Raw genomic sequence first — 19058 nt, 5'->3', positions numbered from 1 at the left:
CATCAATCGTGTTCAAAGATCAATCCATGGAGCTCCAGCAGATGCGCTACGTCATCGCCGTGGCCGAGGCGAACAGCTTCACCCGGGCCGCCGAACGATGCCTCGTCGTGCAGTCCGCCCTCAGTCATCAGATCGCGCGTCTGGAACGGGAATTGGGCGCGCGACTCTTCGAGCGCACCAGCCGCCGGGTGCGCCTCACACCGGCCGGCGCGGCGTTCCTCCCCGCCGCCCGGCAGTGCCTCGACGCCGCCGAGCGCGCCGCCGCCGAGGTGGCCGCGGCGGTCGGCGAGGTGCGCGGGCGGCTCGCCGTCGGGCTGATCCCCACCGTCGCCGCGGTGGACATCCCGGAGGCGCTGCGCGATTTCCGCCGCCGCCACCCGCACGTGCGCATCAGCCTGCGCGTGGGTGCGAGCGAGGAGCTGGTGGAGAAGGTCGAGCAAGGAGCCATCGATGTCGCATTCCTCGGATTGCCGACGACGGTACGACCCCGAGGCGTGGTCGCGCACGAACTCGCCCGCGACCGGCACGTAGCCGTCGTCGCGCTGGACCATCCGCTCGCCGGAGAGCGATCGATCGACCTGCGCACGCTGTCCGCCGAGGTCTTCGTGGATCTCCCGGCCGGGACCGCCGGACGTCTCCAGTCCGACCAAGCCTTCACAGCCGCCGGTCTGGACCGCGACGTCGCTTTCGAAGTGACCAGCGCGGACTACATCGCCCGACTCGTCCGCCCCGGCCTCGCCATCGCCATGCTCCCGTCCACTTACGTGCCCCAACTAGAGGGCGTGACCACCATCGAGGTCACCGACGCCCCCGCCCGAGTCGAATACGTCATCTGGAGCCGCAGCCGCACACCGGCGGCCACCGCGTTCCTCACCGTGCTCGGCATCACCGCGCAGGCCTCGGACGACTCCTGAAGAGTCTCGCCTCATTTCGGCCCGAGCGCCGCACCGGGAGAGATGCTGTGGAGTGACATCCTGACCTTCTTCGCCCCTGACCTGATCGGACTCTGCCGGATGTGTCGGTGTCGAGTGGCGCGAGCGAAACCTGGGTCCGTCCGTCGCTTCTCAGGGCGGTCGGCGCCGGTTCCGACAGCGAGATCGGCGCGCATGCCGTTGCGCGCTCGGCTCAGTTGGGGGCGGCTGTTCGTTCGTGCGGAAAAAGTGAGCGGCAGCCACCGCCCACTGGCCGAGGCAAAGCCTCAGATCGCACGGTTACCGCAGCGCGGGCCCCAGCACATCTTGCCAAGGCGGAGCCTGAGGCCACGCGGTTACTGCCGTCCGCGCCCAGCGCACCTCGACCACGGGTTTCGAGCGAAGCGAGACCGAGCATGCGCCGTTCGCGGCCCGGCTCGCGTCCGAGCGGCCGCCGCGTCCGCGACGAAGTCGCCAGCGGCGGTCGCTCGGACGCGAGCCATAAGAGGGCCGCGAACACCCAGCGCCGCAGGCGCTGGAAAAATCAACACAGCACACGCCGCGCCCGCGCGGCCAACAACTCAGTCCGGTCCGCCGCCTCCGGCCTGGGGCGGCGGGATGCGGACGACGCGGTCGTCGAACGGTCCCGGCTGGCCGTCGGTCTTGTTCACCGTGGTCACCCAGATGGTTCCGTCGGCGCCGACCGCCGCGCCGCCGAGTTGCCCGTACTTGTCCTGCGCGGTCAGCGTCGGCGTCGCGGTGACCGCGTGGGTGGTCGGGTCGGCGGCGGCGATGGCGAGGGCCTTCGCGCGGGTCATCGAAATCGCGACACCGTCCGAGGCGGCGGCGCACCCGGCGACGCCGGGCCGATCCGGCCAGGTCCACATGGTGGTGACCACGCCATCGCCGCCGAGTCGCTGCAGCCGGTCCTCGGCGGCGGTGCGGTCGGTGATCCAGATGCTGTCCTTGCTGTCCCGGCACACGTCCCCGGCGGTCCCGATGCCCGAGACGGCGACTTCCGGCGTGAGTGTGCGGCCGGGCACCGGGGAGTTCACGCGCAGCAGCTTGCCCGCGAGGGAGCCGGCCGAGGCGGCCGCGCCGGGATTGCCCGCGTCGCCGGTCAGCACGAGCATCTGGTCGGACGAGGCGAATTCGATCGCGCCGTGATTTCCGCTGGAGCCCTTCGGGATTCCGGTGAGCACGTCCTTCGGTGAGCCGCCTTCGGCGATGCGGACCACCCGGTTGTCGCTGCCGGTGGTGATGTACGCGTACATCAGGCCGTCTTCGTTGTAGGTCGGGGACAGCGCGATGTCGCTGAGGCCGCCGTCGCCGGAGCCGTCCACGTCCAGGCGGGCGATCTCGACCGGCGGCTGGTCGGGCACCACCTTCAGGATCCGCCCGGTCCTGCGCTCGGCGACCAGCGCGCCGTCGGGAAGCGCGACCAAGCCGCCGGTGGTGTCCAGGCAGGTGGCCACCACCGCGGGGTCGGGATCGATGCACGGGCCGCTCGGCCGGGTGGTCGAGGTGGGCGACTGGCTCGGTTTCTTCGGGTCGATGTTGGCTCCGTGCAGGGTCGGTTCCGGGGTGAACGGACTGGACGCCGAATCGTCGAACCGGGCGCATCCGACCAGCAGGACGGAGCCGAGCGCCAAGCTCGCCGCGACGCGGCCCACGACAACCAAACTCATAGCCCAGACGTTACGGAAATTCCGTCGCCCGCGCCCTTCCGGGTGGGGGTGTCGCGCGCGCACTGACACGCCGCGCTGTACTTGCCCGCCCCGGTGCGGTGCGGCATAGGGTATTGGCCGTGACCGACAAGCCGAAAGACACGCCCGAATCCGAGGCCGGGAACGCCGCTCCTTCCACGGCCGAGCAGGCGGCGGTGTCGTCCACCGGTCGGGGAGTGACCAGCCCGTACGATTCGCCGACCGAGCAGTTCGAGCGGGTGGATCCGGCCCAGCGGCCGCAGCTGTCCAAGGACGTCCCGCGCACCGAGGAAGAACTCGGGCTCGAGCCCGAGGTCCCCACCACCGGCGCGAACAGAACCGCTGCGGGCGCGACAGCGGCGCCCACCTACGACTACGCCAGCATCCCACCCGCCCCGGCCCCGCCGAGCGACACCGCGCGTCTACGTCGCCGCAACGGCGAGGTCCGCCGCGGCACGCTCGATCTCGGATTGTTGCTGCTCCGCTTGGTCGTCGGCGCCACTTTCCTCTACCACGGCCTGCAGAAGCTGACCGGCTGGTTCCACGGCCCCGGCCTGGACGGCACCCGCGACATGATGGAGCGCGGCGGCTGGGACCACCCGAGCGTGTCCGCCCTCCTGGTGACAGCGGGCGAGGTCGGCGGCGGTGCGCTGCTGATCCTCGGCCTGCTGACTCCGCTGGCGGCCGGTGCGGTGCTCGCGGTCATCCTGGACGCCTGGGCCTGGAAGCAGGGCATGGCCCCCGGGTTCCAGTACAAAGCCGGTCCGGGAGCGGTGGAATACGAGAGCGTCCTCGCGGGCGTCTCGGCCGTCATCATCCTGACCGGCCCCGGTCGCCTGTCCTTCGACCGCAACCGTGGCTGGGCCATCCGCCCCGCCTCCGGCTCCTTCGTCATCCTGCTTCTCGCTGTGGCGGCCGCGGTCGGCGCGTACTGGTACCTGCACGGCGGCAACCCACTGACGGGCATCGGCCCCTTCGACTGATCAGGACGAACAAGAGGCCCTTCATCCCGTAACGGGATGAAGGGCCTTCCGTCGTTCGACCACCTGAGGCTGCCCGTGACAACTGATTTCGTATGGACATGGGTAACTCGCCGGGTACGCCCAAAATCCGTGACCCAGCTGACGCAGGACCTGAGACCAGGTCCTGTCGCACCGAACTCGTACGGCCTCGAGACCCGGAGAGGCGGGAAGCCTAGGGCACGTGGCGGACAGCGCCTTTGTCGGCCGAGGTCGCCATCGCGGCGTACGCCCGCAGCGCGGTCGTCACCGGACGATCGCGGTTGACCGGCTGCCACGGCCGTTCGGAGGCTTCCATCTTCGCGCGGCGCTCGGCGAGCGCCGCATCGTCGACGAGGACCTCGAGCGTGCGGGCGGTCACGTCGATGCGGATCTGGTCGCCGTTCTCGATCAGGCCGATGACACCGCCGCTGGCCGCCTCGGGGGAGATGTGCCCGATCGACAGGCCCGAAGTGCCGCCGGAGAAGCGGCCGTCGGTGATCAGCGCGCACTCCTTGCCGAGGCCGGAGCCTTTCAGGAAGGCGGTCGGGTGCAGCATCTCCTGCATGCCGGGGCCGCCCGCGGGCCCTTCGTAGCGGACCACGATCACGTCGCCGGGCTTGATCTTCTTGCCGAGGATGACCGACACGGCCTCCTCCTGCGAGTCCACCACCACCGCGGGGCCCTGGAAGGAGAACAACTCCTCGTCGATGCCCGCGGTCTTGAGCACCGCGCCGTCGGGCGCGATGTTGCCGCGCAGCACGACCAGGCCGCCTTCCTTGGTGTAGGCGTGCTCGAGGTCGCGGATGCAGCCGCCCTCGGCGTCGGTGTCCAGCGACGACCAGCGGTTGTCGGTGGAGAACGGCTCGGTGGTGCGCACCCCGCCCGGGGCGGCGTGGAAGAGTTCGATGGCTTCCTGAGAGGCCTTGCCCGAGCGGATGTCCCAGGTGTCGAGCCATTCGTCGAGGCTCGCGGTGTGCACCGTGGTGACGTCGGTCTCCAGCAGGCCCGCCCGGCGCAGCTCGCCGAGGATCGCGGGGATGCCGCCCGCGCGGTGCACGTCCTCCATGTGGTAGTCGGAGTTGGGCGACACCTTCGACAGCGTGGGCACCCGGCGGCTGATCTCCTCGATGGTGTGCAGATCGAAGTCGACCTCGCCTTCCTGCGCGGCGGCGAGCGTGTGCAGCACGGTGTTGGTCGAACCGCCCATCGCCACGTCCAGCGCCATCGCGTTGCGGAAAGCCTTGGCGTCGGCGACGTTGCGCGGCAGCACGGACGCGTCGTCCTCGCGGTACCAGCGGTTGGCGATGTCCACCACCACGGTGCCCGCCCGCTCGAACAGCGCCCGGCGCGCGGCGTGCGTCGCGAGGGTGGAGCCGTTGCCGGGCAGCGCCAGACCCAGTGCCTCGGTGAGGCAGTTCATCGAGTTCGCGGTGAACATGCCCGAGCAGGAACCGCAGGTCGGGCACGCGGAGCGCTCGACCTCGGACAGACCCTCCTCCGACACCGCCTGATTCGCGCTCGCGGAGATCGCGGTGATCAGGTCGGTCGGCGCCTGCGCGACCCCGCCGACGACGACGGCCTTGCCCGCTTCCATCGGGCCGCCGGAGACGAACACCGCCGGAATGTTCAGCCGCATGGCCGCATTGAGCATGCCCGGGGTGATCTTGTCGCAGTTGGAGATGCAGACCAGCGCGTCGGCGGTGTGCGCGTTCACCATGTACTCGACGGAGTCGGCGATGATCTCGCGCGAGGGCAGCGAGTAGAGCATGCCGCCGTGACCCATGGCGATGCCGTCGTCGACGGCGATGGTGTGGAATTCGCGCGGCACGCCACCGGCGGCGCGCACCGCGTCGGCCACGATCTCGCCGACGTTCTTCAGATGCACATGGCCGGGGACGAACTGGGTGTAGGAGTTCGCGATGGCGACGATCGGCTTGCCGAAGTCGGTGTCGGTCATGCCGGTGGCGCGCCAGAGTGCGCGTGCGCCTGCGGCATTGCGGCCGATGGTCGTGGTTCGTGAACGAAGCGGTGGCATTCGATGGTCCTCGGGTCGCGGGGGCTGACGTGCGACGGCGCAGAGCGTGCTCGGCGGAGCACCACGTTACTCCCGGTGGGCGTGCCCACCTGCTGGGTGGTGTGGCGTCTCATCGCGGTCGGCCGGGTCGGGTGTGTCGCCGGTGCGTGGTGTCGCGGGCGACGACGGTGACGCCGGAGGTACCGGAACGTCGGGGTGGGGACGAGGAGGATCAGTGCTCCGGGGAAATCATCCCATCACTCGACCGCAACCTCCCAACGGCGGCGAATGTTCCGCTTCGGCGCGATGGGGCTCGAGCCGGGCAACTGGAGCGTCGGTCGGTGTGACCGAACTCGCTACGTCGCGCTGTCGCGTCGCGTGCCTTCTTCGGCGTTCTCGCCGGACTTCGCCAAGCCATTGGTCGCCGGATCGCCCTCGGTATTCGAGGTCCCGCTACTCGCGTCCGAGGGTTCGGCGGGGGACTCTCCCGTCGCGTGTTCCCTCGGCTCCGCGAACGGGTCCGGAATCCGTCCGCCGGAGAAAGCGGCCAGATCGCGCAGCCGGTCATAACTCACCGCGGGCAACTTCACTTCGCTGCCGTCGGTCAGGTCGGCGCGCACGTATCCACGCTTCGGGATTCGCACACCCTTCACCTGCGCCCAGTCGAGGTGGCGGGAGCCGAACAGCGTCCGCAAATCCAGCCCCGCGTCCGAGACGCCGGTCTGCGTCCGCAGCACCCAAGCCAGCACCGCGACGGGGATCAGCAGCAGCCACCACAGTCCGGCGGGCCAGCCGACGAAGGGGAAGAACACGCACATCAGCAGGATGAATACGCCCAGGAACGCCAGCCGTGGGATGCGGATCACATAGGCGTCCGAGGCGCCACCCGTATCCGTCGTCCCCGCGGGTGTGTGGGACGATTCAGACGGTGGCACGGACTGATGCGGTGATGACACACCACCATCCTCGCATCCTGATGAACGGACACAAGCAACCGCACTCTCCCACATAATGGGACACACGGGGTCATCTGTTTGACTCTTCGGTTCACACCCGCTTAACGTCGTGCGCGTGAATCGAAACGAGTTGCTCGTAATCGGCCGGCGCGTCCAGCGTTGAGCCTGACACACTGAGTCGAATACGTCAGCTCGCGTTGCGACGCGCCACCCTCGATCAGCCCTGCGCTGTCGGGGGCTTTTTTATGTTCGGACTAATGTCCGGCATGGCGAAGCGCAAGACACCGCTGACACAACATCCGGGGTCGGAACCACAACCAGTAAGGAACGAAGACGGTGAGCGCACCTACCGCACGGCCCGGGCCTTCGGCCCGTAGGCCAGCGCCTTCGGCGAATCAGCAGGCCACGCCCGCTGCCAACGCGACGTCCGCGGCCAACCGCCGCCAGCTCCCGCCCGAGCGGGTCACCGGCGCGCAGTCGGTCATCCGGTCGCTCGAGGAGCTCGGTGTCGACACCGTATTCGGCATTCCGGGCGGCGCGATCCTTCCCGTCTACGACCCGCTTTTCGATTCCACCAAGGTGCGTCATGTGCTCGTCCGCCACGAGCAGGGCGCGGGCCACGCCGCCACCGGTTACGCCCAGGCGACCGGCAAGGTCGGTGTGTGTATGGCCACATCCGGCCCCGGCGCGACCAACCTGGTCACCCCGATCGCCGACGCGCAGATGGACTCCGTCCCGATCGTCGCCATCACCGGCCAGGTCGGCCGCGGCCTGATCGGCACCGACGCGTTCCAGGAAGCCGATATCTCCGGCATCACCATGCCGATCACCAAGCACAACTTCCTGATCACCGAGGGCGTCGACATCCCGCGCATCATCGCGGAAGCGTTCTACCTCGCCGCCTCGGGCCGTCCCGGCGCCGTGCTGGTCGACATCCCGAAGGACGTGCTGCAGGCGCAGACCACCTTCACCTGGCCGCCGGAGATGCGGCTGCCCGGCTACCGTCCGGTCACCAAGCCGCACGGCAAGCAGGTGCGCGAGGCCGCGCGGATGATCATGGAAGCCAAGGCTCCCGTGCTCTACGTCGGCGGCGGCGTGATCAAGGCCGACGCCTCGGCCGAGCTGCTGCAACTGGCCGAGCTCACCGGCATCCCCGTGGTCACCACGCTGATGGCGCGCGGCGCGTTCCCCGACAGCCACCGCCTGAACATGGGCATGCCCGGCATGCACGGCACCGTGGGCGCGGTCGCCGCGTTGCAGCGGTCGGATCTGCTGATCACCCTGGGCGCGCGGTTCGACGACCGCGTCACCGGTCAGCTGGACTCCTTCGCGCCCGGCGCCAAGGTCATCCACGCCGACATCGACCCGGCCGAGATCGGCAAGAACCGCCACGCCGACGTCCCGATCGTGGGCGACTGCCGCGAGGTGATCATCGAGCTGATCGAGACCCTGAAGGCCGACCCGTCCGCGGGTGACGCGCTGCCGCTGGCGCTGACCGACTGGTGGACCTACCTCGACGGCGTGCGCGACGCCTACCCGCTGGGCTGGACCCCGCCCGCGGACGGTTCGCTGTCGCCGGAGTTCGTCATCGAGGCGCTCGGCCGCCTGGCCGGACCCGACGCGATCTACTGCGCGGGCGTCGGCCAGCACCAGATGTGGGCCGCCCAGTTCATCAAGTACGAGAAGCCGCGCACCTGGCTGAACTCCGGCGGTCTCGGCACCATGGGCTACGCCGTCCCGGCGGCCATGGGCGCCAAGATGGGCGCGCCGGACAAAGAGGTGTGGGCGGTCGACGGTGACGGCTGCTTCCAGATGACCAACCAAGAGCTGGCCACCTGCGCCGTCGAGGGCGTCCCGATCAAGGTCGCGCTGATCAACAACGGCAACCTCGGCATGGTGCGCCAGTGGCAGACGCTGTTCTACCAGGAGCGTTACTCCAACACCGACCTTGGCACGCACACCCTGCGCATCCCCGACTTTGTGAAGCTCGCCGAAGCCCTCGGCTGCCACGGCATCCGCGTGGAGCGCGAGGAGGACGTGGAGGCCGCGATCCGCGAGGCGCAGTCCATCAACGACCGTCCCGTGGTGATCGACTTCATCGTCGGCAAGGACGCCCAGGTGTGGCCGATGGTCGCCGCGGGCACCAGCAACGACGAGATCATGGCCGCTCGCGGCATCCGCCCGCTGTTCGACGACGACGAGCAGGCCTCCGAGCCCGCGGTCATCCACACGGCGATGTCGCACGAACAGAACAAGGTGAACAACGGATGAGTACCACGCATACCCTCAGCGTTCTCGTCGAGGACAAACCGGGCGTGCTGGCACGGGTCGCGGCGCTGTTCTCCCGCCGCGGCTTCAACATCGAGTCGCTGGCGGTCGGTGGCACCGAGCTCCCCGAGATCTCGCGCATGACCATCGTCGTCACCGTCGAAGACCTGCCGCTGGAGCAGGTCACCAAGCAGCTCAACAAGCTGGTGAACGTCATCAAGATCGTGGAGCAGGATTCCGACAGCTCGGTGGCCCGCGAACTGATCCTGGTGAAGGTGCGCGCCGACGCCAGCGTGCGGACCCAGGTGATCGAAGCCGTGGGGTTGTTCCGCGCGAAGGTCATCGACGTGTCGCCGGACGCGCTCACCGTCGAGGCGACCGGAACCCGGTCCAAGCTCGACGCGCTGCTGCGGATGCTCGAACCGTACGGCATCCGGGAGATCGTGCAGTCCGGTGTCGTCGCGGTGGGGCGCGGACCGAAATCCATCACCGCCACCCGATGAGCTGACGAGCGGCATACCGATGGGGCCGCCCGCACAGCGGCGGCCACACGCTAGTCTTTCTGCGATCGACGGTTGGCGTGCCGCCTCCCCGCTCACGCGGGAATGATCCCCTCCCGCGGCTGCGGGGGTGATCCGATCCAGAACAACGTAAATCCGCACCGGCGCAAGCCGGTGTGCCCCGCCTCGCGCGGGGATGATCCCGGAAGGAACCACAGTGGCAGTCGAGATGTTCTACGACGACGATGCCGACCTGTCGATCATCCAGGGCCGCAAGGTCGCTGTCATCGGCTACGGCAGCCAGGGTCACGCGCACTCGCTGAGCCTGCGCGACTCGGGCGTCGAGGTCCGCGTCGGTCTGGCCGAGGGTTCGAAGTCGCGTCCGAAGGCCGAGGAGGCGGGCCTGACCGTCGGCACGCCCGCCGAGGTCTCGGAGTGGGCGGACGTCATCATGGTGCTCGCGCCCGACACCGCGCAGGCGTCGATCTTCACCAACGACATCGAGCCGAACCTGAAGGACGGCGACGCGCTGTTCTTCGGCCACGGCCTCAACATCCACTTCGGCCTGATCAAGCCGCCCGCCAACGTCACCATCGGCATGGTCGCCCCGAAGGGCCCGGGCCACCTGGTGCGTCGTCAGTTCGTCGACGGCAAGGGCGTTCCGGCGCTGATCGCGATCGATCAGGACCCGAAGGGCGAGGGCCAGGCGCTGGCGCTGTCCTACGCCAAGGGCATCGGCGGCACCCGGGCGGGCGTCATCAAGACCACCTTCAAGGAAGAGACCGAGACCGACCTGTTCGGTGAGCAGGCCGTGCTGTGCGGCGGCACCGAGGAACTGGTGAAGACCGGTTTCGAGGTCATGGTCGAGGCCGGTTACGCGCCGGAGATGGCCTACTTCGAGGTGCTGCACGAGCTGAAGCTGATCGTCGACCTGATGTACGAGGGCGGCATCGCGCGGATGAACTACTCGGTCTCCGACACCGCCGAGTTCGGTGGCTACCTGTCGGGCCCGCGGGTCATCGACGCCGACACCAAGAAGCGCATGCAGGACATCCTCAAGGACATCCAGGACGGCAGCTTCGTCAAGCGTCTGGTCGCCAACGTCGAGGGCGGCAACAAGGAGCTCGAGGCGCTGCGCAAGAAGAACGCCGAGCACCCGATCGAGGTCACCGGCGCCAAGCTGCGCGGCCTGATGAGCTGGGTCGATCGCCCGATCACCGAGACCGCCTGATACCCAGGCCGATTCGCGCGGTGGCCCGCTCCGGAGTTCCGGAGCGGGCCACCGGCGTCTTTCGCGGAGTTTCTAACTGCTGCCGAACGAGCCAGTGCCCGGGAAGCCCTGACCCCAGCCGCCGCCTTGGCCCCAGCCCCCGCCCTGGCCCCAGCCCTGGTTCCAGCCTCCGCCCCAGCCTTGGTTCCAGCCTCCGTCGCCCCAGCCCTGGTTCCAGCCTCCGCCGCCCCAGCCACCACCCTGGCCCCAGCCAGGACCGCGGCCATAAGGTGGTGCGCCGTAGTGCGGTTTGTCGACCAAGACGTTGTTGTGGCAACTCCAGTCCTGGAACGGGCCGAAGGCGCACTGGTTGTAAGCCGGAGTGACCCCGGGTGTGCTCGGGGTGGCGGAGGCGGGCATCGCCAGCGCGGTCAACGGAATCGCGGCGATCGCACCGGCGACGGCCACGCGAAAGATACGGCGTGCGCTGATTGACGAGAACAACGTAAATCCTTTCAGTCTGCGGCGAGCGTCTCCGCCCGCCATCCCCCGTTGCGGGGTCCGCCCACGGCCCACCCCCGCAGACAGATCTTGGATCTACGGTCACTGCTTCGCGGTCGCGCTTACCGACGGCACAGCGACTGCATAGCTACACTCTTGCGCACTCGCCGCCGAAGGTCACGGGTGTTCTCTCCCCTGCGGGGCAAATCGAACCGCGGTATTAGGGAGTTCCCCTATCGCCGCATCCTGGGATCAACCGAACAGCGGCAGCACCGTGTCCACTATGTCCGCAGGCGACGGCAGTGACGTGAACGCGCTCGCTGGGCTCAGGTGGCGTTGCAGCGCGCGCTGATGCGCCGCGCCCACGAGCAGCAGCGCTGCCGCGCGCAGATTTACGGCGCTCGAGGCAGAGGGCTGCGCGGCCGCGAGCCGCGCCTGCATCGCGTCCACCGCGCGGTGCGGACCGATGTCCGCCTCCTGGGCGCGGTCGAGGTACCGCGCGCGCAGTTCGGCGTCGGATTGGATCGCGGCGGCGACGGGGATCGTGGCGACGAAGAAATCTTCCAGCGCTTCCATCAAGGCGACGAGATCGGCGCGCAGGTCTCGGTGCGCGTCGATGTCGCCGAGGACGTCCTTGACCGGTCGCAGGTGCCGTTGGACCACCGCCTGCAACAGCCCGGTCCGGTCGCGGAAGTGATAGAAGATGCTCGACTCGGCGACACCGGCGCGGTCGGCGACCCCTTTCGTGGACAGCCGCGCCACACCCTCCTCGGCGAGGATTCGCTCCGCGGCAGCGATCACCGCGTCGCGGACGCCCGTCGAGGGACGCCCACGGCGGCGGCCTTCGACCCGGCCGGATGCCGTCACGAATCCTCCGATCTTTCGTTCGTCACCCCTTGCAGTATGCCCGACGCGGTCGTATTTTCTGAGTAGATACTCAGTAAATCTCTCGGAGGTGACCGATATGTCCAGCCAGGCTTCGGTGCGGCGGCCCCCATCGCGATTCCAGCGCACCGGGGACGCGGTCGTAAGGTCGTTGCTCCGGTCTCCGCTGCATCGGGTGCTCAGCGGCAGGTTGCTGCTGGTCACGGTGCTCGGGCGGAAATCGGGGCGCGAGTACACCAATCCGGTCGGATATGCCGACCATGACGGAGCGCTGCTCGTCGGCACGACGGCCGGATGGCGGCGCAATCTCCGCGACGGTGAAGCCGTGCGAGTTCGGCTGCGCGGCAGCGAGATTCGGGCCAGGGCCGAAGTGATCACCGACGAGGCCCGGCTCGCCGCGCTCGCTCCGGTGGTGGTGTCGGCGAATCCGATCCACGGGCGCTACGCGGGTATCGGACTGGAGCCGGACGGGACGGTCGATCGCGACGATCTGCGGCGAGCCATGGCGAACGGATATGCGATCGTTCGTCTGATCCCGGTCTGAGGCGGGCCGGATCGTTGGTCCGTTTCGCGTCGTCCGGATCGCTCTTCCGCCGCCGCGCGGTAAGGCATCCGTTGTAGCGACCGCCTGGTTACTCGCTCGTACGGCGGTTGGGGCCTACTGTTCTCCCGGACAACGAGGTCGGAGAAATGTACACCCGGAGATTCCCTGTCCGAACGGATTCCGCACCGTGGCCCACTCGACAAAGCTCGACCGCACCGTGACCGTCCCGACCTCGGCCGGCCGCCGACCCGAGGCGATCCACCGATTTCTCGTGAAGCCCGACGACGCGGGCATCGTCGGATCGGTCGACGGCGGCAAACTCCTGGAATGGATCGACAAGGTCGCCTACGCGGCGGCGGCCCAGTGGAGCGGCCGCTACTGCGTCACCGCCTACGTCGGCAATATCCATCTCGACCGGCCGATCGCGGTCGGTGAGCTGGTCGAATTGCATGCGAATCTGGTCCACACCGGGCGCACCAGCATGCACATCCTGGTCACCGTCTATTCGACCGATCCCACCCGGGTGCAGCCGGTGCAGTCGGCGCAATGCCTGACGATCTTCGTCGCCGTGGACGACGACCGGCGCACCGTGGAAGTGCCGCAATGGAATCCCGCCACGCTGCTGGAATTGCAGCGGCACCGCCAGGCGCGAGCCCGGGTCTCGGTGCGCAAGCTGATCGAGGAGGCGATGGCCGCGCAGCGGTACACGTCGGCGGGCACCGCGCCGAGCGCCACACTGCGGTTCCTGGCCGCGCCGTCGGACATCAACTGGGGCGGCAAGGTGCATGGCGGCCGCACGATGCGATGGATCGACGAGGCGGCCTATGTCTGCGGTGCGGACTGGGCGGGGCAGCGGGTCATCACTTCGTACTTCGGCGGCATCCGCTTCTACCGGCCGATCGTCATCGGCCATGTCGTCGAGGTCACCGCGCGGCTGATCCACACCGGCCCGCGCAGCATGCACCTCAGCGTGCACGTGACCTCCACCGACGCCCACTCCGACGAGCCCGCGCTCGCCGCGCACGGTCTCGCCGTGGTCGTCGCGCTGGACGGCGAGGGCAAAGCGCGGCCGGTGCCGCGGTGGGAGCCGGTCTCCGAGGAGGATCGCGCGCTGGACGCGCACGCCAGGCACCTCATCGAACTGCGCTCGCTGGTCGAGCCGTTCACCGTGGCGAGCGCCGTGCCGTCGGACGCCGAGCCGAGCCATTTCCGCATACCTGCGCCGAGCTGAGGCCCAAGCGCCCGGTCTAGACTAGTTACCGATGAGTAAGTTCTTCGCGTCGGTGGACGAGGTGACCGGGCGTCTCACCGAGGCCGGGTACCTCCCGTCCCTCGATATCGCCACCGCCGTGTTCCTCGCGGGCCACCTCGGCAAGCCCCTGCTGATCGAGGGCCCGGCGGGCGTCGGCAAGACCGAGCTGGCCAAGGCCGTCGCCGCGGCGACCACGTCCGACCTGGTGCGGCTGCAGTGTTACGAAGGCATCGACGAGGCCCGCGCCCTCTACGAGTGGAACCACGCCAAGCAGCTGCTGCGCATCACCGCCTCGGACGACGAAGGCTGGGACAGCACCCGCGACCATGTCTTCACCGAAGAGTTCCTCCTCGCGCGCCCGCTACTGGCCGCCATCCGTAACCCGCGCTCCACGGTGCTGCTCATCGATGAACTCGACAAAGCCGATGTGGAGTTGGAAGGCCTGCTGCTCGAGGTGCTCGGCGACTACCAGGTGAGCATCCCCGAACTCGGCACCGTCACTGCGGTGCGCAAGCCGTTCGTGTTCGTGACCTCCAATGCCAACCGCGAGCTGTCCGAAGCGCTCAAGCGGCGCTGCCTGTACCTGCACATCGATTACCCGACGGCGGAATTGGAGCGGGCGATCGTGCGGATGAAGGTTCCGGAGCTGGACGAGGCGCTGGGAGAGCCGGTGGTCCGCGTGGTCGGTGCGTTGCGCCAGCTCTCGTTGCGCAAAGCGCCGTCGATCGCCGAAACCGTCGATTGGGCGAAGACGCTGGTCGCTCTGGGTGCGCGCAATCTATCCGGTGGCGTCGTCCGCTCGACGCTCGGTGTGCTGTTGAAATATCAATCCGACCACCGCGTGGCGATCGAGCGGCTCGGACTCGATCTGGATGCCGAGCAAGGTGGGCGGTGAGATGAAGTGCCCCCTCGGGCTCGCGCCACTCCTGCCGTTCGCAACCCAACCCGCCCCGAGGCTCGGCGCGTCTGCTCCCTCGAACCGGACTTACCGTCCGGGCGGATCATTGCGCTGCTTGTGGCGCGAGGTTGCCGGAGTCGAGCATGAGCATCGCTGAAAACCGCCTCGGCGAGACGGGCCGCCGAGGCTCCGACTCGATAACCGATCGCCTCGTCGAGTTCGTCGGACTCCTGCGGGATCACGGCATCAACGCGGGGCCGAGTGAAACCATCGACGCGGCTGAGGCGATGATCGCCCTCGGAATCGATGATCGCAATCGTTTGCGCTCCGGCATGGCCGCCTGCCTGCTGCGCCGCAATGGTCAACGCGCCGTGTTCGATCAACTCTTCGACCTGTATTTCCTTACCGCCCAACAGCCACAGTCCGTCGATCCGTCGACGCCCGAATCCATCGAAGCGCTGCGAGATCGGCTCGTCTCCACACTGGCACAGGACGATTCGGAATCGGTCGCCGAACTGGCCCGCCAGGCACTGACCGAACTCGGCGGCTACGGCGGCGCGGGCGCCGGGCAGTCCACCGCGCCGGTCACCACCGCATCCGGCGCGGGCTGGTCCTCTTACCTGACCATGAAAGCCCTACGCCCGGAAGAACTCATCGATCGCGTCGTGGCGGGCATGAACGGCTCCTCCCAGCTCGACACCACCGTCCACACCATCGAGGCCAACCGCCGCCTCGCCGCTTTCCGCACCGCCGTCCAAACCGAGGCCCGCCTGCGCTCGGCACAGCTGCGCGGCACCGAATACATCGCCCGCCGCGGCGTCGAATCCAGCACCGACCAGATCGATTTCCTCGGCGCCCGCGAACAGGACCTCGCCGAAATGCGTCGCCTGGTCCACCCTTTGGCCCGCAAACTCGCCACCCGCCTCGCCGTCCGCCGCCGCAAAGCCGTGCGCGGCCAGATCGACCTACGCCGCACCCTGCGCCGCTCCATGGCCACCGGAGGCGTCCCCATCGACCCGGTCCTGCGCGCCCGCAAACACGGCCGCCCCGACCTGGTCGTCCTCGCCGACATCTCCGGCTCGGTCACCGGCTTCGCCGAATTCACCCTTCAGCTGATCCAGGCCCTGCAAGACCAGTTCAGCAAGGTCCGCAGCTTCGGCTTCGTCGACACCTGCGACGAGATCACCCACTTCTTCACCCCCGGCGAACCCCCGACCCCCGGCACCGCCGCCCGAATCATCCGCTCCACCAAGGTCGCCCGCTTCGGCAGTTCGAACTACGGCGAGGCCTTCCAAGGGTTTCTCGACAACTACGCCGAGGCCCTCGGTCCGCGTACGTCGGTTCTCATCCTCGGCGACGGGCGCACGAACCGCACGGACCCGAATCTCGCTGCGGTGCAGACCATTGCCGACCGGGCGAAACACGCCTACTGGCTGAATCCGGAGCCGTCTCGGTCATGGTCGACGGGGGATTCCGCAGCCCACGTGTACGCGGAATGCGTGACGATGCACGAGTGCCGGAACGTCAAGCAGTTGAGCGAAGTCGTCGCGCGGTTGCTGCCTGCGTGACTCGGCTCGCTGAGGGACGTCGAATCGCATCGGCGCGTCTCCGGCCGAGCTATTCTGCTACCCGCACCGGCGTCAGCAGACGCAGTCGGCGAGCGAATCGGGGGCCGACTCGTCTCGTTGGTCCCGAAACCGCTTCCTCCCGTCGGCTACGGGCATGGTCGACCTGGCGCTGACGATGAGAAGATCAGGCCCGGCTCAGCCACTACCGGCGCCGCCGCCCACTCGGATGCCTGTCGGGCGCAGCTTGTGCACAACGGCGGCCGTGGCGGTGGCGATGACGTCGTCGACCCAGTCCGGAATGGGCGCCGCGTTCGCGATGTACTCGCGGACGAGCCCGTATGGAATCGCCTTGACGGCAGCCACCGCGATCGCCATGCGATGCTCGTCGGCCTCGCCGAATTCCGCCGCGACGGCAGCGCGTAGCGCGTCGCTCATTCGGTCGTTGACTCCTGCGATGTCGGCGCGCAACTCGGCAGAGCCCACTTCGAGCAGTTCCTCCCGCCGGAACATCTTCATCGCCCGAGCTTCGGTGGGATGCTCGCGGCAGTATCGCGGCAGGTGCATCGCGGCGGTGAGCAGCGGGTCGGCTCCCTCCAGCGCGGCGACGACTCCGATCTGGAAGCGCCGGATCGAGCGCAGCCAGAGTCGTGCGAGCAATTCTTCCCGGGAAGCGAAGCGCACGTAGATCGATCCGGTGTGGATGCCGGAGGCGGCGCTGATCGCGGCGATCGTGGGCCGGGTCGTCGCCGGATCGGCGAGCAAGTCGCGCGCGGCGTCGAGAACCTGGTCATCGGTGAATCGCCGGGGTCTTGCCATGAGGGACAGCCTAAGGCAGAGTTTAAGAATATGGATTCAAAAACTGCGCTTCCGCTGACCGGCGGCCTACTCGCATTCATCGGATCGGCGCATACCGCGCTCGGTGTTGTCATCTGGGCAACCGGTCGAGAGCAGACCGAACTCGCCTTCTGGTTCACCGCGTTCGGCGTCGCCGCCGTCGGCTTCGGCATCGCCGTGATCGAGACGGAGCGAACCCGCGGCTACGTACCAGCGCCGATCCTCGGCGCAATCGCTGTTCTCACCGCGTTCGGCCTCGTATTCGAGCCTGTGTCAGGGTTTCTCACCGTCCTGATACCGCTGGCCATCGGCGTCCGCGGGTGGGTGCGCCACCGGCGTATTGCCGCGGTCCCGGCAGGGTGAGTCGGACCCCGCTCGGCCACGGCGGACACGAATCGCTGCATGGAAGCGCTGAGCCGCAGCTCTTCCTCAACGTGCAGCAGCACCTTTCTGGTCCACGTGAGCCTGTTGAAGATCGCGCATCAGAACATCGAATCGCGGCGCATCGGGCCAATCCGGGCGCAGTGTGCCGACGCGGTGCCACCCCCAGCGGCGATAGTTGTCATACGCCCGGCGGTTATCCGGTCGGACAAGCAGCGTCGCGCGCTGTTCCGGCCGACCCTCGAGTAGTTCGTCGTGCAGGGCACGCGCAATACCCTTCCCCGTAAACTGCTTGCGCACCATGATCTCGCTGAATGCGAATGTGCGAGAGCCGTTCTCGGCGGTGAAGGACGCTTGGTCGCCCTCGTCAAGTTTCAGTCCGTCCCACCACGCGGTCTTGGCAGTGAGCGGCCAACCCCATGCCTGGCCGCAGGGTTCGCCGTCGAGGCGGGCGATCACCAGCTCGAAGGCACCGGCGCGGGCGGGGTCGGTGTAGGCGTCGAAGCGGTGCATGAACGCTTCGGGCGATTCGAACTCCTCGCCGGACTCGATCGCGTCAATGTAGGAGTCTCGGAAGATAGTTTCGACCTCGTCGCGTAGTTCGCGTGCCTGCGCGGCGGTGTAGCGCTGAAAGTTCAGGTCAGACAATGCGGAATCTCCGGAGGTCATACGGTGATCGCCCTTTCCGCCAGCTCGTCGAATCGTGTCGAAAATTCCTCGGCCCGGCCTTCAGCCGCGACCCGCACTGGTTCGAGCAGGCGCAGCGTGCGGGTGGAGGACACAGAGTTCTCCAAGTCGGCGAGAACCGACATACCCTCTTCGATAGCAGCGCCGATCTCACCCAGATCAGCGAGCGCTGCCGCGGAACCTGCTCGATAGTTCGCAGAGTTACGCGCACTGGTCTTGTCCACAGCCAGCCCGGAGCACAGGTCTGCCGATTTCGCGTGATCGCCCAGGTGACTGAAACCGCGGGCTTCATGGCTTCTGATCTCGGTGGCATTGACGAACCGCAACCATGGTGGGCAGTCCTCACGGGACTCATGGTCGAGCGCGAAATCAAGTTCCCGCCAAGCGATGGCCATGGCCTTTCCGAACGCGGTGCGGTCGCCGAGGACTCCGTACGCTTGCGCTTCGCGTGTCGCGATCAGGGCATGGACTCGCCCCGGTGCGTGACCGCGTGTGAGCGCCCGAGCGCGGCCTGCGAGAGTCAGGGCACGGTGCGGGTTCGCTTCACCTGTGCGTTGCCGTGACAACGCCATCTGTGCGGCGTTGAGGCAGACATGCACGGTCAGTTGGTCATCGCCGGCTTGGCTGGCCAGCGCGAACGCATCGGCGTAGCAACTGCGGGCGAGCGGATACCTATCGGCGTCGTAGGCCAGCCAACCCGCAATAGTCGCAAGCTCTCCTGCGGCACTCATGAATGCGCGGCCCGCCTGTTCGGAGAACGCACAGGTGTCCAAGAGGTGCTTGGCTGCCTCAAGTCCTCGAACGGCGTCGCTTACAAGGGCCGCACCACCAATGACTTGCTCGCGCCGCCCGAACTCGGCCGCAAGCGCGTCGAGCCTTTGCGCGTCGGCGATCCCGATTCGAGCTGGACCTCGATCACCACCTGCCGCGAAGTAGGCGGCA

The 19058-nt window shown here is 68.2% G+C and carries 17 protein-coding genes and 1 pseudogene; 10 read left to right on the top strand and 8 right to left on the bottom strand.

The features are described from left to right. Positions 1-26 precede the first annotated feature (26 nt). A complete protein-coding gene (locus tag ACL03I_RS10225; protein ID WP_412805753.1) occupies positions 27-914 on the top strand; it encodes a LysR substrate-binding domain-containing protein in 888 nt (295 codons plus the stop codon). A gap of 578 nt (positions 915-1492) precedes the next feature. Here ACL03I_RS10225 and ACL03I_RS10220 read toward each other — a convergent pair. Continuing rightward, the gene (locus ACL03I_RS10220; RefSeq protein WP_355080638.1) at positions 1493-2599 is read right to left on the bottom strand and encodes a PQQ-dependent sugar dehydrogenase; all 1107 of its coding nucleotides are present in this window, start codon (positions 2597-2599) and stop codon (positions 1493-1495) included. Positions 2600-2718: 119 nt separating this feature from the next. On the opposite strand from ACL03I_RS10220, the gene ACL03I_RS10215 reads away from it, so the two are divergent. Further along, positions 2719-3600 carry a DoxX family protein gene (locus tag ACL03I_RS10215; protein WP_355080636.1) on the top strand — a complete coding sequence of 294 codons (882 nt, stop codon included), beginning with the start codon at positions 2719-2721 and terminating at the stop codon, positions 3598-3600. Positions 3601-3811: 211 nt separating this feature from the next. Here the strand turns inward: ACL03I_RS10215 and ilvD are convergent, their stop codons facing one another. Beyond that, positions 3812-5653, bottom strand: a complete 1842-nt coding sequence (gene ilvD / locus ACL03I_RS10210; protein ID WP_412805752.1) for a dihydroxy-acid dehydratase — start codon at positions 5651-5653, stop codon at positions 3812-3814. 335 nt (positions 5654-5988) lie between these two features. Further along, the gene (locus ACL03I_RS10205) at positions 5989-6588 is read right to left on the bottom strand and encodes a PH domain-containing protein (protein ID WP_412805751.1); all 600 of its coding nucleotides are present in this window, start codon (positions 6586-6588) and stop codon (positions 5989-5991) included. Positions 6589-6924: 336 nt separating this feature from the next. Here ACL03I_RS10205 and ACL03I_RS10200 point away from each other — a divergent pair, with 336 nt between their 5' ends. The 3 genes from ACL03I_RS10200 to ilvC all read left to right on the top strand — a co-directional run bounded on the left by ACL03I_RS10200 (position 6925) and on the right by ilvC (position 10587). After that, the gene (locus ACL03I_RS10200) at positions 6925-8859 is read left to right on the top strand and encodes an acetolactate synthase large subunit (RefSeq protein ID WP_355080631.1); all 1935 of its coding nucleotides are present in this window, start codon (positions 6925-6927) and stop codon (positions 8857-8859) included. Continuing rightward, positions 8856-9359 (top strand): acetolactate synthase small subunit, encoded by a 504-nt coding sequence (ilvN, locus tag ACL03I_RS10195; protein WP_039799659.1) that lies wholly within the window; start codon positions 8856-8858, stop codon positions 9357-9359. The genes ACL03I_RS10200 and ilvN overlap by 4 nt, the downstream gene beginning before the upstream one ends. 226 nt (positions 9360-9585) lie before the next feature. After that, positions 9586-10587 (top strand): ketol-acid reductoisomerase, encoded by a 1002-nt coding sequence (ilvC, locus tag ACL03I_RS10190; RefSeq protein WP_174372187.1) that lies wholly within the window; start codon positions 9586-9588, stop codon positions 10585-10587. A 72-nt stretch (positions 10588-10659) separates the two neighbouring features. Here ilvC and ACL03I_RS10185 read toward each other — a convergent pair whose 3' ends face one another. Together ACL03I_RS10185 and ACL03I_RS10180 are read right to left on the bottom strand one after the other, a co-directional pair. After that, the gene (locus ACL03I_RS10185; protein ID WP_412805750.1) at positions 10660-11070 is read right to left on the bottom strand and encodes a hypothetical protein; all 411 of its coding nucleotides are present in this window, start codon (positions 11068-11070) and stop codon (positions 10660-10662) included. A gap of 249 nt (positions 11071-11319) precedes the next feature. Beyond that, the gene (locus tag ACL03I_RS10180; protein WP_412805749.1) at positions 11320-11934 is read right to left on the bottom strand and encodes a TetR/AcrR family transcriptional regulator; all 615 of its coding nucleotides are present in this window, start codon (positions 11932-11934) and stop codon (positions 11320-11322) included. 97 nt (positions 11935-12031) lie between these two features. Here ACL03I_RS10180 and ACL03I_RS10175 point away from each other — a divergent pair, with 97 nt between their 5' ends. From ACL03I_RS10175 to ACL03I_RS10160, 4 genes are all read left to right on the top strand, one after another. Next, positions 12032-12496 (top strand): nitroreductase family deazaflavin-dependent oxidoreductase, encoded by a 465-nt coding sequence (locus ACL03I_RS10175; protein WP_412805748.1) that lies wholly within the window; start codon positions 12032-12034, stop codon positions 12494-12496. A gap of 187 nt (positions 12497-12683) precedes the next feature. Continuing rightward, entirely contained in the window at positions 12684-13727 is a 1044-nt protein-coding gene (locus ACL03I_RS10170) for an acyl-CoA thioesterase (RefSeq protein ID WP_459561382.1), read from the top strand. 31 nt (positions 13728-13758) lie between these two features. Continuing rightward, positions 13759-14643: an AAA family ATPase gene (locus ACL03I_RS10165; RefSeq protein ID WP_412805747.1), complete on the top strand. Its 885-nt coding sequence runs from the start codon at positions 13759-13761 to the stop codon at positions 14641-14643. Positions 14644-14789: 146 nt separating this feature from the next. After that, on the top strand, positions 14790-16214 hold the full coding sequence (locus tag ACL03I_RS10160) for a vWA domain-containing protein (protein ID WP_412805746.1): 1425 nt from the start codon (positions 14790-14792) through the stop codon (positions 16212-16214). Positions 16215-16409: 195 nt separating this feature from the next. Here the strand turns inward: ACL03I_RS10160 and ACL03I_RS10155 are convergent, their stop codons facing one another. Next, positions 16410-17030 carry a TetR/AcrR family transcriptional regulator gene (locus tag ACL03I_RS10155; protein ID WP_412805745.1) on the bottom strand — a complete coding sequence of 207 codons (621 nt, stop codon included), beginning with the start codon at positions 17028-17030 and terminating at the stop codon, positions 16410-16412. A gap of 30 nt (positions 17031-17060) precedes the next feature. Between ACL03I_RS10155 and ACL03I_RS10150 the strand changes: the two genes are divergently transcribed. Beyond that, positions 17061-17411, top strand: a complete 351-nt coding sequence (locus tag ACL03I_RS10150) for a DUF6463 family protein (RefSeq protein WP_412805744.1) — start codon at positions 17061-17063, stop codon at positions 17409-17411. A gap of 66 nt (positions 17412-17477) precedes the next feature. Here the strand turns inward: ACL03I_RS10150 and ACL03I_RS10145 are convergent, their stop codons facing one another. Together ACL03I_RS10145 and ACL03I_RS10140 are read right to left on the bottom strand one after the other, a co-directional pair. Next, a complete protein-coding gene (locus tag ACL03I_RS10145) occupies positions 17478-18098 on the bottom strand; it encodes a GNAT family N-acetyltransferase (protein ID WP_412805743.1) in 621 nt (206 codons plus the stop codon). Continuing rightward, a pseudogene (locus ACL03I_RS10140) lies at positions 18095-19058 on the bottom strand (hypothetical protein); the annotation flags it as partial. The pseudogene ACL03I_RS10140 and the gene ACL03I_RS10145, both read right to left, overlap by 4 nt.

Source organism: Nocardia sichangensis (assembly GCF_047200615.1).
Taxonomy (GTDB): domain Bacteria; phylum Actinomycetota; class Actinomycetes; order Mycobacteriales; family Mycobacteriaceae; genus Nocardia; species Nocardia sichangensis.
The sequence above is the reverse complement of the archived record's forward strand: the minus strand, read 5'-3'. Positions and strand labels throughout refer to the sequence as shown.

Bases quoted from the DNA above. Each gene is read 5' to 3' on its own strand.
- ACL03I_RS10175 (WP_412805748.1), top strand. From the start codon at position 12,032: ATGTCCAGCCAGGCTTCGGTGCGGCGGCCCCCATCGCGATTCCAGCGC.
- ilvC (WP_174372187.1), top strand. From the start codon at position 9,586: ATGTTCTACGACGACGATGCCGACCTGTCGATCATCCAGGGCCGCAAG.
- ACL03I_RS10150 (WP_412805744.1), top strand. From the start codon at position 17,061: ATGGATTCAAAAACTGCGCTTCCGCTGACCGGCGGCCTACTCGCATTC.
- ACL03I_RS10165 (WP_412805747.1), top strand. From the start codon at position 13,759: ATGAGTAAGTTCTTCGCGTCGGTGGACGAGGTGACCGGGCGTCTCACC.
- ilvN (WP_039799659.1), top strand. From the start codon at position 8,856: ATGAGTACCACGCATACCCTCAGCGTTCTCGTCGAGGACAAACCGGGC.
- ACL03I_RS10220 (WP_355080638.1), bottom strand. From the start codon at position 2,599: ATGAGTTTGGTTGTCGTGGGCCGCGTCGCGGCGAGCTTGGCGCTCGGC.
- ACL03I_RS10145 (WP_412805743.1), bottom strand. From the start codon at position 18,098: ATGACCTCCGGAGATTCCGCATTGTCTGACCTGAACTTTCAGCGCTAC.
- ACL03I_RS10225 (WP_412805753.1), top strand. From the start codon at position 27: ATGGAGCTCCAGCAGATGCGCTACGTCATCGCCGTGGCCGAGGCGAAC.
- ACL03I_RS10155 (WP_412805745.1), bottom strand. From the start codon at position 17,030: ATGGCAAGACCCCGGCGATTCACCGATGACCAGGTTCTCGACGCCGCG.
- ACL03I_RS10160 (WP_412805746.1), top strand. From the start codon at position 14,790: ATGAGCATCGCTGAAAACCGCCTCGGCGAGACGGGCCGCCGAGGCTCC.
- ilvD (WP_412805752.1), bottom strand. From the start codon at position 5,653: ATGCCACCGCTTCGTTCACGAACCACGACCATCGGCCGCAATGCCGCA.